At 74.2% G+C, this 13,682-nt stretch carries 16 protein-coding genes; all 16 read right to left on the bottom strand.

Annotation, left to right across the window (positions count from 1 at the left end; translation table 11 throughout):
* Nucleotides 1-163: 163 nt before the first annotated feature.
* Nucleotides 164-1,477, bottom strand: a complete 1,314-nt coding sequence (locus F7P10_RS37320) for a hypothetical protein (protein ID WP_151016752.1) — start codon at nt 1,475-1,477, stop codon at nt 164-166.
* A 52-nt stretch (nt 1,478-1,529) separates the two neighbouring features.
* Nucleotides 1,530-2,327, bottom strand: coding sequence for a hypothetical protein (locus F7P10_RS37315; protein ID WP_151016751.1), 798 nt, complete (start codon nt 2,325-2,327; stop codon nt 1,530-1,532).
* A 102-nt stretch (nt 2,328-2,429) separates the two neighbouring features.
* On the bottom strand, nt 2,430-3,128 hold the full coding sequence (locus F7P10_RS37310) for a VIT1/CCC1 transporter family protein (protein ID WP_254716222.1): 699 nt from the start codon (nt 3,126-3,128) through the stop codon (nt 2,430-2,432).
* Nucleotides 3,129-3,142: 14 nt separating this feature from the next.
* Nucleotides 3,143-4,330, bottom strand: a complete 1,188-nt coding sequence (gene lgt / locus F7P10_RS37305; RefSeq protein WP_151016750.1) for a prolipoprotein diacylglyceryl transferase — start codon at nt 4,328-4,330, stop codon at nt 3,143-3,145.
* A gap of 41 nt (nt 4,331-4,371) precedes the next feature.
* Nucleotides 4,372-5,223 carry a thioredoxin domain-containing protein gene (locus tag F7P10_RS37300; protein ID WP_151016749.1) on the bottom strand — a complete coding sequence of 284 codons (852 nt, stop codon included), beginning with the start codon at nt 5,221-5,223 and terminating at the stop codon, nt 4,372-4,374.
* A gap of 144 nt (nt 5,224-5,367) precedes the next feature.
* The gene (locus F7P10_RS37295) at nt 5,368-6,228 is read right to left on the bottom strand and encodes a thioredoxin domain-containing protein (RefSeq protein ID WP_151016748.1); all 861 of its coding nucleotides are present in this window, start codon (nt 6,226-6,228) and stop codon (nt 5,368-5,370) included.
* 93 nt (nt 6,229-6,321) lie between these two features.
* Complete coding sequence (locus F7P10_RS37290; RefSeq protein ID WP_151016747.1) at nt 6,322-6,816, bottom strand: vitamin K epoxide reductase family protein; 495 nt, start codon at nt 6,814-6,816, stop codon at nt 6,322-6,324.
* A 202-nt stretch (nt 6,817-7,018) separates the two neighbouring features.
* On the bottom strand, nt 7,019-7,831 hold the full coding sequence (gene trpA / locus F7P10_RS37285; protein WP_151016746.1) for a tryptophan synthase subunit alpha: 813 nt from the start codon (nt 7,829-7,831) through the stop codon (nt 7,019-7,021).
* Entirely contained in the window at nt 7,828-9,066 is a 1,239-nt protein-coding gene (gene trpB, locus F7P10_RS37280; RefSeq protein ID WP_151016745.1) for a tryptophan synthase subunit beta, read from the bottom strand. The genes trpA and trpB overlap by 4 nt, the downstream gene beginning before the upstream one ends.
* 118 nt (nt 9,067-9,184) lie before the next feature.
* Nucleotides 9,185-9,991 (bottom strand): indole-3-glycerol phosphate synthase TrpC, encoded by an 807-nt coding sequence (gene trpC, locus F7P10_RS37275; protein WP_151016744.1) that lies wholly within the window; start codon nt 9,989-9,991, stop codon nt 9,185-9,187.
* A gap of 89 nt (nt 9,992-10,080) precedes the next feature.
* Nucleotides 10,081-10,527, bottom strand: coding sequence for a DUF2752 domain-containing protein (locus F7P10_RS37270; protein WP_151016743.1), 447 nt, complete (start codon nt 10,525-10,527; stop codon nt 10,081-10,083).
* A 66-nt stretch (nt 10,528-10,593) separates the two neighbouring features.
* Nucleotides 10,594-11,277 (bottom strand): response regulator transcription factor, encoded by a 684-nt coding sequence (locus F7P10_RS37265; protein ID WP_151016742.1) that lies wholly within the window; start codon nt 11,275-11,277, stop codon nt 10,594-10,596.
* Complete coding sequence (locus tag F7P10_RS37260) at nt 11,274-11,972, bottom strand: TIGR02234 family membrane protein (protein WP_151016741.1); 699 nt, start codon at nt 11,970-11,972, stop codon at nt 11,274-11,276. Before F7P10_RS37260 ends, F7P10_RS37265 begins: the two co-directional genes overlap by 4 nt.
* Nucleotides 11,969-12,352, bottom strand: coding sequence for a phosphoribosyl-AMP cyclohydrolase (hisI, locus tag F7P10_RS37255; RefSeq protein ID WP_218040244.1), 384 nt, complete (start codon nt 12,350-12,352; stop codon nt 11,969-11,971). Before hisI ends, F7P10_RS37260 begins: the two co-directional genes overlap by 4 nt.
* 122 nt (nt 12,353-12,474) lie before the next feature.
* Nucleotides 12,475-12,681: a cold-shock protein gene (locus F7P10_RS37250; RefSeq protein WP_018657218.1), complete on the bottom strand. Its 207-nt coding sequence runs from the start codon at nt 12,679-12,681 to the stop codon at nt 12,475-12,477.
* A gap of 251 nt (nt 12,682-12,932) precedes the next feature.
* On the bottom strand, nt 12,933-13,622 hold the full coding sequence (locus F7P10_RS37245) for a TIGR03085 family metal-binding protein (protein WP_151016739.1): 690 nt from the start codon (nt 13,620-13,622) through the stop codon (nt 12,933-12,935).
* Nucleotides 13,623-13,682 lie beyond the last annotated feature (60 nt).

Genomic DNA, 13,682 nt, shown 5'->3' with positions numbered 1-13,682 from the left:
ATCACCGGTCCGCCATGTTTAGCCCGTAACTTATCGGTCATACGGCGCCGAATCCCTCGACATCGGTGCCGCCGACGTCACTGTACGTTGTCGTCGGGCCGTCCGGCCAAACTAACGTCCCGGACATCGCGCGACATTCCGGGCGCCGGGTCGTGCCGGAGGGTCACTCGGCCGCGCGGGCCGCGCGGGCCAGGACCGCCGGGGCCTTCCCGCCCTCGATCAGCATCGACAGCAGCGCCTCGTCCGACGCGTCGCCCGTCCCGTCCAGGCGCGCCGACCACGACACCACGGCGAAGTGGCCCTGCGCCAGGCCCCGCGCCATGCTGAAGCCGGTGCCGAACTCCGCCCGCGCCGCCTCGGCCGGAAGCGGCCGGACGAACCCGCCGCCGCGCACCTCGCCGAGCGTCGCGACGAACCGGTCGGCGTCGGCCGCGGACGCCAGGTTGAACACCGCGACCGCCATCCCGTAGCCGCCGTCGGCGTCGGCGTACAGTCCGCGGACGGCCTGGCTGCAGCCGCCGCGGCGCAGGTCGGCGGCCACGCTCGCGCCCCACACGGCGGCCGCGCAGTCGCCGTCCAGCTTCTTCGCCGCCAGTTCCAGTTCGAGGTCGGTCTCCGGGACCTGCAGGGTCTGCGCGCCCTTCGGGAACGCCTCCTCGATCGTCAGCGGCTCCGCGTCGGCCTCGCGGGCCCCGATCCCCGCGTACGCCTCCGACGAGGGCGAGTTCGAGTACGAGGTCGGCGACGGCCCCGTCTCGGCCGCGGTGCCCACCGGCGGGAGCGCCGCACCCCGGGCGTCGGTGCCGTCCGCCCCGCCGGTCATCGCCAGCGCGCCGAATCCGAGGAGGACGACCGCGGCCAGCGCGCCGGCCGCGGCGAAGTACGCCTTCGGTCCGAGCGCGGCGAGGTTGCGCGGTACCGGAGGACCGCCGCGCGGCGAACGGCCTCCCGGCCCCGCCCCGTCGGAGTCGCGGGGTGCGTGGAACCCCGCGACCGGTGCGCTCGCGGGACGGCGTCCTTTCCCGGCCTTCGCGCCCTTGCGGGCCTTCGCGCCCTTGGGGCCCTTCGCGTTCCTCGCGGCGCCCTTGCCCTTTCCGGCTTTGCCCTTTCCGCCCCTGCGGGCGCCGGGCGGGGCGGGCGGCTGTTCCGGGTACGGGGCGTCCTGGTAGGCATGGTCGTCGGCGTAGCCGGGGTTCCCGTACCGGGGCTCCACGTAGCCCGGATCCGCGTACCGGGGGTCGCCGTACCCGCGGTCGCCGTACCCGCGGTCGGTGAAGCCGGGGTCCGCGGACGGAACCTGGCGGGGTGCGGGGCCGGGACGGCCGCCGCGGCCCGCTCCGCCCGCCGGGCGCGGCCGCCGGGGCGCCGCGCCCGTCCGTCCGGACGTGCGGCGCGGGGCCGGCTGGCGCGGGGCGGGGCGGTTCACCGGGGCGCGGCGTGGGCCGCCGGGACGGCGGCCGGGCTCATCGAACTCCACGATCGCGCAGACTACTGCCCGCGCGCCGGAGACACGCGCGTCCCGGCCCGCATCACTGCGCCGCCTCGTCGGCCAGGCCCAGCCGGGCCCACAGGAAGTCGGCGGGCTTCTCCACGGCGAGGCTCGCGTCGATCAGCTCGTTCAGGGTGGCCCCCTGACCGCCGCCCGCCTCCTGGACCCACGTGACCACGGCGTAGTGCCCGTAGTTGCGCGCGTAGGCGGCGCTGAACCCCGCGCCGAAGGCCGGAGCGCCATCGGGGTTCAGCGGGACGATCCAACCGGCGTTCGCACCGGGTTCGAGGCTCCGCATGATCTGGTCGGCGCCCGCCTTGTCCTTCATGTTGATCACGATGAACTGGCCGACGACCTTCTTGTCGGCGCTGACGTAGGCGGCCCGGCCGATCTGCGTGCAGCCGTGCGCGGCCAGGTCCTGCTGGAGCCTGTCGCCCCACGTGGCGCTCTTGCAGTCGGTCAACTGGGCACCGGCCTGCGTGAAGGTGTACCGGCCGCTCTGGATGGTCTTGGCGTCCCCGCCGAACGCCTCGGCCTCGGTGATCGCCCGCTGGTCCGTCCGCCGGTCGGCGATCTGCGCGAACCCGCCGCCGTTGTAGTCCGGCGTGTAGGCGGTCGGCACGACCTTCGCGACGGCCGGCGCCTTCTCCTCGCCGCCGCCCGTCACCAGGACGACCGCGACGACCGCGACGACCACCAGGACGAGCGCGGCGGCCGCGCCGAACAGGAGCTTGGGGGAGGGTCCCTTCGAGCCGGGCTTGGCGTTCTTCTCGGGCGGGCGGTCCCGTCCGCCCGTGGGCGCCGTCCCGGGGGAACCAGTGTCACGTGCCTCGATCACGCCCGGGAGCTTAGCGGTCGGAGCGCACCTCGCGGGCCGGAAAGGAGGTTTTGTCCGTCGCGATGGCTCAAGGTCACGTTTCGGTTCCGGCGCACGAGCCCGTCAAACGCCGTTGGTCCCGATCAGCGCGCCGACGACGTAGGTGATCGCCGCGGCCGCGGCGCCGAAGGCGAGCTGCCGCAGGCCGCCGAACCACCAGGCGCGCGTGGTCACCCGCGACACCAGCGCCCCGGCGGCGAACAGCCCGAGCGCGGCGACCGCCGCGGCGGGCCACAGCGACGTCGCGCCCAGCAGGTACGGCAGGACGGGCAGCAGCGCGCCCACCGCGAACGACAGGAAGGACGAGACGGCCGCCAGCAGCGGGGAGGGCAGTTCCCCCGGCGCCACCCCGATCTCCTCCTTGGCGTGCGTCTGCAGCGCCTCGTCGGGGTCGCGCGACAGCTGCCGGGCGACCTCCGCGGCCGTCTCGGGGTCCACGCCGCGCGACTCGAAGACCTCCGCCAGCTCCCGCTGCTCGGAGGCCGGGTGCCGTGCCAGCTCCAGCCGTTCCACCTCGATCTCGGCCTCGGCCAGCTCCGACTGGGACGCCACGGAGATGTACTCCCCCGCCGCCATCGAGAACGCCCCGGCGGCGAGCCCCGCCAGGCCCGCCAGCAGCACCACCTTCTGGCTTTCCGACCCGCCCGCGACACCCGCGATCAGCGCGAAGTTGGACACCAGCCCGTCCATGGCGCCGAACACGGCGGGCCGCAGCCAGCCGCCGGTGACGTCGCGGTGCCGATGGTGGTGCTCCGCCGTCACCGCCCGGCCACCGCCTACTTCCCGTCCCGGACGGGACGGGCGTCCTCGGGCTCACCGTCCGGGATCTCGTCCCCGGTCTCCCCGGCCGTGCCGTCCGCGGGCGCCGTGTCCTCGGGCTGCGCGGCCTCGCCGTCCGCGGGCCCGTCGGTCTCGGGCGTCTCGTCCACGGGTTCGTCGTCCTCGGGGGCCCTGTCCTGCGGGCCGCCGTCCTCGGGCTCGCCGTCCTCGGGCTTCGCGTCCGCGGGCGCGCCCTTGTCCGGCCCGGCTTCCCCGGCCTTCTCCGGCTTCTCGCCCGTACCGGGTTCCTTCGCGTCCGCGCGCTTCTCCGGGTCGCCGGCCGGGGCGTCCCCGTCGGGCCCGGCGCCGACGTTCTCCGGGCCGGTGCGGTCGCGGGCCCAGTACATGTAGCCGACCGCGGCGAGGAACACGACGATCGACGTCCAGCCGTTCAGCCGCATGCCGAGGATCTCGTGGGCGTCGTCGATGCGCAGCGACTCGATCCAGAACCGGCCGACCGTGTACGCGGCGACGTACAGCGCGAACGCGCGGCCGTGGGTGAGCTTGAAGCGGCGCCCGGCCCAGATGACGAGGATCGCCACGCCCAGACACCACAGCGACTCGTACAGGAACGTCGGGTGGTAGGTGGCGATGTCGGCGTACTTGGGGTCGAGCGTGACGCCGTCGGCGAGGCGGGGCCGGTTGTCCCGGTCGATCTCCAGCGCCCAGAAGGTGTCGAGCGGCCGCCCGTACAGCTCCTGGTTCCAGTAGTTGCCCCAGCGGCCGATCGCCTGGGCCAGCGCGATCCCGGGCGCGACGGCGTCGGCCATGGCGAGGGGGGACACGCCGCGCGTCCGGCAGCCGATGGCGGCACCGACCGCGCCGAGCGCGACCGCGCCCCAGATGCCGAGCCCGCCCTCCCAGATCTCCAGCGCCCGCAGCGGGTCGCCGTCCGCGCCGAAGTACCGCTGGTAGTCGGTGATCACATGGTAGATCCGGCCGCCGACCAGGCCGAACGGCACGGCCCACACCGCCACGTCGATGACCGTGCCGGGCTGGCCGCCCTTGGCGGCCCAGCGCCGCTCGCCCAGCCATACGGCGATGACGATGCCGATGATGATCATGATGGCGTAGGCGCGGATCGGGACGGGCCCGAGGTGCCAGACGCCCTGCGAGGGACTCGGGATGTAGGCGAGCGGCTGCATGGGCGTTGACGTTACCGCCTCCGGCGCGCGCACGTGCCCCGCTATGCCCGCATCGCGGCGGTGCCGGTCCCGGCGCCGTCCCGTCCGGCGCCGGACGCGTTGCCCGACATGCCGCCGGACGCGCTGCCGGTCGGCGTCGGGGTGGTCCCCTGGGCTCCGGCGACCGCGTCGCGCAGGCCTTCGGGGGTGAGCGCGTCACCGGTGAGCTTGCGGCCGTTCAGCGCCAGGTACGGCGTGGAGTCGACCCCGGCCCGGCCCGCGGCGGTGGTCGCGTCCTCGACCTGCTCGATCTTCTGCATCCCGCGCACGCACGTCTCGAACTGCGGCCCGGTGATCCCGACCTCGCCCGCCCACGTGACGAGTTCGTCCGGCGTGAAGCCCTCGTCGCCTTCCGGCGGCTGGTGGGTGAACAGCTTGTCGTGGTAGGCGACCCACTTGCCGGCGGGCGCGCAGGCCGCGGCGTTCGCGGCGCGGCGCGAGTTGCCCATGAGCGGATCCTGCTGGAACAGCTGGAACGGCCGGTAGACGACCTTCACCCGGCCCTCGGCGGCCAGATCCTTGATCGTCGCGCCGAGACGCGCCTCCATGGCGCGGCAGGCGGGACACTGGAAGTCCTCGTAGATCTCCAGGACGGGCGCGTTCACGCCCTGCTTCGCCATCGCGACCGACCCGTCCCGCTGGTGGGTCGCCGGGGCGAGCGTGCCGTCGTACTCGGCGATCGGGTCCGGGCCGTCCTGGCGGCCCGTCACCATGACGACGACGGCGACCACGACGGCCGCCGCCGCGACGCCGCCGAGCACCGTCAGGAGCAGCCGCCGCCGTTTCGTGCGGGCGGCGTCCCGTGCACGTTCGTCCGCGAGCCGCCGCCGCGCGGAACGCTCATTGTCGGCCATGCTTCGATCCCCCGATCGGCCTGACTGTCGCAGCACATCCGAGCGTACCGACGGGAGACCTCCCTCACACGCTGCGACGCGCGCCGCACTCCCCGTGTCGGCGGGGCGTGCGGCGCGCGTCGGCGTGCGAACGGGACGGGACGGTCAGCCCTCGGAGCCCTCGCCGGACTCGGACGGCGACGCGGACGGCGACCCCGACGGGGATCCGGAGGGCGACGCGCTCGGGGACGCGGCGGGGGCCGCCGCGGCGGCGTCGACGGTGGCGCGGAGCGTGGCGGGGTTCATCGCGACGCCGTTGTCGATCGGCCGGCCGTCCAGGAACAGCGCGGGGGTGCCCTCGACGCCGCGCTGCTGGAGCGCGTAGTTCGTCATCTGCTGCACCTTGGACTCCTGCTCCATGTCGCGCACGCACGACTCCCAGCCGGCGTCGGTGATGCCGATGTCCTTACCCCACTTGACGAGGTCGTCGGGTGCGAAGCCCTCGCTGCCCTCGCGCGGCTGGAACTCGAACAGCGCGTCGTGGTAGGAGACCCACTTGTCGGCGGGCGCGCACAGCGCCGCGTTCGCCGACCGCAGCGAGTTGATCTTGATCGGGTCCTGCTGCTGGCCGAACAGGTGGAACGGCCGGAAGACGACCTTGACCTTGCCCTCGTAGGCCAGCTGCTTGATCGTCTTGCCGCTGGACTCTTCGAGGTCCTTGCAGATGGGGCACTGGAAGTCCTCGAAGACTTCCAGGACCGGCTTCTCCACGCCCTGCTTCGCCATGACGATCGATCCGTCGTCCTGGCGGCTCACCGGAGCGAGCTGGCCGTCATAGGCGACGGCGGTGTTGTTCTTGTTCCGCTGCTCGATGATCAGGACGGTGCCGACGACCACGACGGCCACCGCGACCACCGAGCCGATGACGATGGCGAGCAGCCGCCGCTGCTTCGCCCGCGCGGCCTGCCGCTTGCGCTCGGCGGCCAGGCGCTCCCGCGCGGACCGCTCCCGTGCGGCCTTGCTCATGGACACTCCTATGCGTGGGGGGCCGCGCCGGATGGGGCGGCGCGGTCCCGGCGGTTCGGTCGTCCCCGCCGGTCTCTTCGGTCGGTCGTCCCGCTAGTCGACCTGGCCGATCCGCCGGAATTCGTCGATCAGAACGAGGATGAAAAGCAGGGTAGCGATGACGTGCACCCCGGTGCACCACAGGCAGATCTTATGCAGCAGCGCGAGTTCCACGGTCACGAGATAGACGACGAACAGCACGCCGACCGAGGTGCTCGCGATCCGTCCCCACCGCAGCGGCGGCCACTGCGAGCGCAGCGCCCACGGGGTGATCAGCACCGCGAAGCCCACGAAGAAGGCGAGGCCGAGGAACGGCATCGGGATGCCGAGCAGGGTCGCGTACTCGCTGGTCGTGACCGAGTGGCAGTCGACGGTCTGCGACGTCGAGCACACGAGCGCCGCGTCGTCGTAGTGCGTCACCGTGAGGTAACCGGAGATCCCGAGCCCGGCCACCGTCAGCAGCCAGGCCGCGGCCAGGAACCACATCGGCCGCGCCGGCGCCTTCGCCGCCGCGCCGCCGCGCTCCTCCGCCGTCATCTCTTGCGTCATCGTGATCCTCCGGGACCGCCTCCGCTGGCGAACACACCTTACGGGAGTGCGGCGGTCCCACAAGCATCAACCGATCCCGGCCGCCCGTTGGTTCCCGGAAGGATGTGAAACGTCCCCGGGATCCGCCGTGCGGTCGGTTCCCGGGGACGTCCTCGGTGCGGTCGGGCCCGTGCGGTCCGGCCCGTGCGGTCGGGCCCGTGCGTCAGGCCTCGCCGCGGACGCCCGCGGCGAGCTCCTCGGTGAGGCTGCGCAGGCTCGCGAGCCCGGCCGCGGGGTCGGGCGCGTCGAGGAGCCGGCGGACGAACGCCGAGCCGACGATGACGCCGTCGGCGAACCCGGCGACCTCGGCCGCCTGGGCGCCGTTGCCGACGCCGAGGCCGAGGCCGACGGGCAGGTCCGTGCCGCCCTTGTCGATGATCGCGCGGGTGCGCTCGACGAGCCGCGGGGCGCCGGTGTCGACGGCGCCGCGGGCGCCGGTCACGCCCATCAGCGACGCGGCGTACACGAACCCGCGGGACAGGCTGGTGATCGTCTCGATGCGCTCGTCGGTGGAGCTGAGCGCCACCAGGAACACCCGGTCGAGGCCGTGCGCGTCGGACGCGGCGAGCCAGTCGCCGCCCTCCTCCGGGGTGAGGTCCGGGGTGATGAGCCCGGCCCCGCCCGCGGACGCGAGGTCGCGGGCGAACGCGTCCGCGCCGTAGTGGTCGACGGGGTTCCAGTAGGTCATGACGAGCGCCGGGACGCCCGTGGCGGCGACGGCCTCGACCGTGCGGAACACGTCGGCGACGCGGACGCCCCCGACGAGGGCCCGGTGCACGGCGTCCTGGATGGTGGGGCCGTCCATCATCGGGTCGGTGTAGGGCAGCCCGATCTCGATGACGTCGCAGCCCGCGTCGACCATCGTGCGCACGGCGTCGATGGCGCCGTCGCGGGTGGGGAACCCGGCGGGCAGGTAGCCGACGAGCGCGGCGCGCCCCTCGGCCCTGGCCTTGTCGTAGGCGGTCTTGGCGGTCACCGGCCCTCCCCTTCGGGCATCAGGCCGAAGTGGGTGGCGGCCGTGTGCATGTCCTTGTCGCCGCGGCCCGACAGGCAGACGACGATCGTGGCGTCCGGGCCGAGCTCCGCGCCGACCTTGAGGGCGCCGGCGAGCGCGTGCGCGGACTCGATGGCGGGGATGATCCCCTCGGTGCGGCACAGCAGCGCGAACGCGTCCATCGCCTCGGCGTCGGTGATCTCGCGGTACTCGGCGCGGCCGGAGTGGTGCAGCCAGGCGTGCTCGGGGCCGACACCGGGGTAGTCGAGCCCGGCGGAGATCGAGTGGGTCTCCTGGGTCTGCCCGTCCTCGTCCTGCAGCAGGTAGGTGCGCATGCCGTGGATGACGCCGAGGGAGCCGCCGGTCAGCGTCGCCGCGTGCCGGCCGGTGGCGACGCCGTCGCCGCCCGCCTCGAACCCGTACAGCCGGACGGACTCGTCCGGGACGAACGCGTGGAACGCGCCGATCGCGTTGGACCCGCCGCCGACGCACGCGACGACGGCGTCCGGGAGCGCGCCGGTCAGCTCGAGGCACTGCCGCCGGGCCTCCGCGCCGATGACCCGGTGGAACTCGCGGACCATCATCGGGAACGGGTGCGGGCCCATGGTGGAGCCGATGCAGTAGTGGGTGTGGTCGACGCTGGCGACCCAGTCGCGGAACGCCTCGTTGACGGCGTCCTTGAGGGTGCGGCTGCCGGTGCGGACGGGGACGACCTCGGCGCCGAGCATCCGCATCCGCGCGACGTTCAGGGCCTGCCGCTCGGTGTCGACCTCGCCCATGTAGACGGTGCAGTCAAGGCCGAGGAGGGCCGCGGCGGTGGCGGTGGCGACGCCGTGCTGGCCGGCGCCGGTCTCGGCGATGACCCGGGTCTTGCCCATCCGGCGGGTGAGCAGCGCCTGCCCCAGCACATTGTTGATCTTGTGCGAGCCGGTGTGGTTGAGGTCCTCGCGCTTGAGCAGCACCCGGGCGCCGCCCGCGTGCGCGGAGAACCGCTTCGCCTCGGTCAGCAGGCTGGGGCGGCCCGCGTAGTCCGCGAGGAGCCCGTCGAGTTCGCCGGTGAACGCGGGGTCGTGCCGGGCGGTCTCGAACTCGCGGGTGAGCTCGTCCAGCGCCGCCATCAGCGCCTCGGGGGCGAACCGCCCGCCGAAGGGCCCGAAGTGGCCCGACGCGTCGGGCAGGGCGTCGGGCACGGCGGCGCCCGCGGTATCGGTGGTCATGAGAGAAACGTGTCCTGTCGTGGCGTGTGGGATGTGTCCGGTCAGCGAGGAATGGACCGGCCCCGCCATCGCTCGTGCAGCGGTTCGACCTGCATGGCCGTACCCTACCGGTCCGCCGTCAGCCGCTCTGCCGGAGCGCGGGATGCGCGCCGGCGGCGACGAGGTCGGCGACGGCCGCGCGCGGGTCGCGGCCGATCACCAGGCTCTCCCCCACCAGCACGGCGTCGGCGCCGGAGGAGGCGTAGGACAGCAGGTCGTGCGGGCCGCGCACGCCCGACTCCGCGATCTTGACGGCCTCCTTGGGCAGCAGCGGCGCCACCCGGGCGAACACCCCGCGGTCGACCTGCAGGGTCCGCAGGTCGCGGGCGTTGACGCCGATGACCTTGGCGCCCGCCGCCGCCGCGCGCTCCGCCTCCTCCTCGGTGTGGACCTCGACGAGCGGGACGAGCCCGATCGACTCGGCGCGCTCGATCAGCGACACCAGCGCGTCCTGCTCGAGGGCGGCGACGATCAGCAGCGCCATGTCGGCGCCGTGCGCGCGGGCCTCCCACAGCTGGTAGGAGGTGACGATGAAGTCCTTGCGCAGGACGCACACGTCGACGCTGGCGCGGACATCGGCGAGGTCGGCGAGGCTGCCGCCGAACCGGCGCCGCTCGGTCAGCACGCTGATGACCTTGGCGCCGCCGGCCGCGTAGTCGCGGGCCAGCGCGGCGGGGTCGGCGATGGCGGCGAGCGCGCCCTTGGACGGGCTGCTGCGCTTGACCTCGGCGATCACCGAGACGCCGGGGCCGCGCAGCGCGGCCAGCGCGTCCCGGGCCGCCGGGGCGGTCGCCGCCTTCTCCTTGAGGGCGTCGAGCGGAACCTCGCGCTGCCTGTCGGCGAGATCGGCCCGGACGCCTTCGATGATCTCGTCCAAAACACTCAAGGTGACAGGCCCCCTATTTCAGGTCGATCCGTGCACCGATCGTAGCCGCCCCGCCGGACGCTCTTCGCAGCAGGGCGGTCAGGATCCGGTCAGGGCGCGAGAGCCTGCGCGAACGGCAGGTTCCGCAGCACCCAGTAGACGACGATCACGCCCAGGAGCGCGAAGACGGGCACGGACCGGAACAGCGCGGATCGCATGGGCCGCCCGCGCGCGCTGAGCACGACCCACCGCCCGTACAGGTAGCCGAAGACGGGCAGCAGCACGAACAGCAGCGGGTTGAGGCCGAAGGCGACGCCCACGTCGCCGTGCGTCAGGGCGTGCACCATCCGGGTCATGCCGCAGCCCGGGCAGTACAGCCCGGTCAGCGTCAGGAAGGGGCAGGACGGGTAGTGGCCCGCCTCGTTCGGGTCCACGAACGCGACGAGCGTCGCGGCGGCGGCCGCGCCGCCGAGCACGGCGGCGGGCGGCAGCAGGGCCCGGGCCCGGCGCCCGGGCGGTGCCGGCGGGTGCGCGTGCGCGGTCGTGTGCCCGGTCATGCGCCCAGCGTAGATCAGGCGGCGTCCCGATGACGGGACCGGCCGCCGGGACCGGTGGCGGCGGGATCAGGCGTCGAGCACGTAGCCGACGCCGCGAACGGTGCGGATCGGGCCGTCGTGGCGGGCGCCCACGCCGAGCTTGGCGCGGAGCTGGGCGATGTGGACGTCCACGGTGCGGCTCCCGGCGCCCGCGCCGGGCCCCCAGGCGGCGTCCAGGAGCTGCTCGCGGGTGAAGACGCGGCCGGGATTGGCCATCAGGAACTCGAGCAGGTCGGACTCGGTGCCGGTCAGGGTGACGCGCCGTTCCCCGACGGCGGCGGTGCGGCGGCGCGGGTCGAGGGCGAGCGGGCCGGCGCGCAGCGGTCCGGGCGCCGTGCCCGGCCGGGTCCCCGCGCCCCGCAGGGCGTCGGTGACGGCCGCGACGAGGACGCGCGGCGCGAAGGGCCGCGCGACGCGGCGCGGGCCGGTCGCGGCGCCGCGGGGGCCGTCCTGGGGGCCGCCGGTGACGACGACGGGCGCGGGTTCCGCGGCGTCGGCGGTGCGGCGGTACAGGTCGGCGGGCCGTGCGGACGCGGAGAGGTCGAGGACGACGGCGGCGGGCCGGGCCCGCGCGGCGGCGGCGGGCGCGCGGCCGGGGTCGGGTTCGATCCGCACCCGCAGGCCCTCGCGGGCGAGGTAGCGGCGCTGCAGTTCGGCGACGGCGGCGTCGTGCTCGGCCACCAGGACCAGCCGTCCGCCGCCCGCGCTCACGACCCGCCGTTCCCGGGGACCGCGCCCTCGCCGTCCCGGACGTCCCCCTCGGCCCGCACCGCCGCCCCGGGCTCCGCGGGCTCGCCGGGCTCGTCGGGCTCGTCGGCGTCCGTCGGGTCCTCGCCCCGGTCCAGGGACTTCCACATGGCGGACGGGTCGTCGGCCGCCGGGGCGCGGCGCGGCCCGGACGCACCGGGCGCGCGGGTGCCGGTGCGCTCGTAGCGAGCGGACATGCCGGGCCACCGGGAACCGCGCAGCAGCGTGATCAGCCCGGCGGCGACGAGCAGGACGCCGCCCGCGACCGACACCGTCCACCACGCGTTGACGTGCACGGACGGGTCGGCGGCGAGCTTCAGCAGGGCGCTGTCGTCACCGGCCTCCGCGGCGACGTGGGAGCCGCGCGCGGCCGTCGCCGCCGCGTAGCCGATGCCGACGCCGAACAGCGCGATGAGCGCGCCGACGGCGGCGCGGACGCGGCCGCGGGTGGCGAACAGGGCGGCGAGGCCGGCGAGCCCCGCCCAGCCGAGCGCTCCGGGGGCGCCGGTGAGGTCGCCCCCGGTCAGCTCACGGCTGAAGGGGGTGATCGCCCCTTCGGCCGTGACGGTGGCCCAGGTGCGCCCGGCCGCGAGCAGGACGAGCCCGGCGCCCGCGGCGCACAGCAGGGCGGCCAGCCCCCGTTCCCGCCCCGGCGTCATGACCCGGCGGCGGGACGTTCCCCGACGACGGCGTCCAGGACGTCGGCGTCCCAGCAGGTGCGGTCGCCGGTGTGGCAGGCGGCGCCGACCTGGTCGACCTTCACCAGGACGGTGTCGGCGTCGCAGTCCAGCGCGACCGACTTGACCCACTGCTGATGGCCGGAACTCTCGCCCTTCACCCAGTACTCCTGGCGGCTGCGGGACCAGTAGGTGCAGCGGCCGGTGGTGAGGGTGCGGTGCAGGGCCTCGTCGTCCATCCAGCCGAGCATGAGCACCTCGCCGGTGTCGTACTGCTGGGCGATGGCGGGGACGAGGCCGTCGGCGCTCCGCTTGAGGCGGTCGGCGATCTTGGGGTCCAGGTTGGACGGTGGAACCGGCATGGTCTCCATTGTGCCCGCTGCGGCGCGGTGCGCGGCACGGCACGCGCGAAGGGACGCGAAGACACGAAAGGGCCCGCCGTCCCGGGAGCGGGGCGGCGGGCCCTGACGTACGACTTCGGGTGTTACAGGGGGACGACCTGGTCGGCCTGCGGACCCCGGTTACCCTGCGTCACCTCGAACTGGACGCGCTGGTTCTCGTCCAGGGTGCGGTACCCGGAGCTCTGGATCGCCGAGTAGTGCACGAAGACGTCCGGTCCTCCGCCGTCGACGGCGATGAAGCCGAAGCCCTTTTCGGCGTTGAACCACTTCACGGTGCCCTGCTGGGGCATGTCTTTCTCCTTGCGGCAAAACATGGGCCCACACCTCGCGGGCCCGGCGCGGTCGCTGCGGCACGCCCTCGCTCCCGGTACGGTCCCGGAAAAGCCAAAACGCCCGCTGCCATCAGTCCGCGGGCGTCTGACTAACGATCGAGAACCACGACTGCAACCGACCGCCCCACCGTATCACCGGTTCCACGTAAAGCGGAGGATCCACATGCTCTGTGTTTCTCCTCTCGGCGAACCTTGCCGTTACCTGCCCGTTAAAGACTCCAACCGGTCTCGGTCAGGCTCTTGACAGAGTCCGTGTCGCCTTCGAGGCGGACGTCGGCGACGTCGCGGCGGCCGAGCGTCCAGAGGACGAGTTCGCCGACCGGGCCGTGTACGCGCACTCCGCCGGGACCCGCCCCCGCGCCGTCCGCGCCGCCGCCGCGGGCACCTCTCGGGGCGCGCGAGACGCGGGCCTCCTGCCCGTCCGGCCGGACGAGCGTTACCTCCACGTGAACATTTCTTAGGACAAAGCGGGCAATTTTTATCCTCCGCCAGAGGACTTCCTCGAGATCGGACGAGATCTCCCGGGGCTCGGCGCCGGCTCCGGCCCGCCGGACGTCCTCATGGTGGACAAAGAACTCGACGGCGTTGGCGTTTTCCTCCACCCCCGGAAGCGCGAACGGAGAGTACTTCGGCGGGCCCTGCCGGAATCGGTCGACGAGGCGGTCGTAGGACGCGTCCGCGGCCCGGTCCCGGACGCGCCGCTCGTAGAAGGCCAGCGGGGGCAGCAGTATCCCGACGGCGGCGTCGGGGCGCCCCTCGCGGACGACCAGATGTGCCGTGAGGTCCCGGGCGTCCCATCCCTCGCAGAGCGTGGGGGCGTCCGGACCGGCCGCGTCCAGCGCGTCGGCCAGCAGCCGCCGCTCGCGGCGGGCCGGCCCTTCGTGCGCGGTGCTTCGCATTGGACGATCCTAGGCCCCGGGGAACGGACCGGGAATAAGGGGTGTATCCACATGGCTGGG

Origin of the sequence: Actinomadura sp. WMMB 499 (genome assembly GCF_008824145.1) — a bacterium.
Taxonomy (GTDB): Bacteria; Actinomycetota; Actinomycetes; order Streptosporangiales; family Streptosporangiaceae; genus Spirillospora.
Note: the sequence above shows the minus strand (reverse complement) of the source record. Positions and strands in the feature narration are given on the sequence as shown.

What these genes read in the sequence shown, in the direction of transcription:
- lgt (WP_151016750.1), bottom strand. Translation starts at nt 4,330, where the DNA reads ATGCAGCCGCTCGCCTACATCCCGAGTCCCTCGCAGGGCGTCTGGCAC.
- F7P10_RS37300 (WP_151016749.1), bottom strand. Translation starts at nt 5,223, where the DNA reads ATGGCCGACAATGAGCGTTCCGCGCGGCGGCGGCTCGCGGACGAACGT.
- F7P10_RS37295 (WP_151016748.1), bottom strand. Translation starts at nt 6,228, where the DNA reads ATGAGCAAGGCCGCACGGGAGCGGTCCGCGCGGGAGCGCCTGGCCGCC.
- F7P10_RS37290 (WP_151016747.1), bottom strand. Translation starts at nt 6,816, where the DNA reads ATGACGCAAGAGATGACGGCGGAGGAGCGCGGCGGCGCGGCGGCGAAG.
- trpB (WP_151016745.1), bottom strand. Translation starts at nt 9,066, where the DNA reads ATGACCACCGATACCGCGGGCGCCGCCGTGCCCGACGCCCTGCCCGAC.
- F7P10_RS37270 (WP_151016743.1), bottom strand. Translation starts at nt 10,527, where the DNA reads ATGACCGGGCACACGACCGCGCACGCGCACCCGCCGGCACCGCCCGGG.
- F7P10_RS37260 (WP_151016741.1), bottom strand. Translation starts at nt 11,972, where the DNA reads ATGACGCCGGGGCGGGAACGGGGGCTGGCCGCCCTGCTGTGCGCCGCG.
- hisI (WP_218040244.1), bottom strand. Translation starts at nt 12,352, where the DNA reads ATGCCGGTTCCACCGTCCAACCTGGACCCCAAGATCGCCGACCGCCTC.
- F7P10_RS37250 (WP_018657218.1), bottom strand. Translation starts at nt 12,681, where the DNA reads ATGCCCCAGCAGGGCACCGTGAAGTGGTTCAACGCCGAAAAGGGCTTC.
- F7P10_RS37245 (WP_151016739.1), bottom strand. Translation starts at nt 13,622, where the DNA reads ATGCGAAGCACCGCGCACGAAGGGCCGGCCCGCCGCGAGCGGCGGCTG.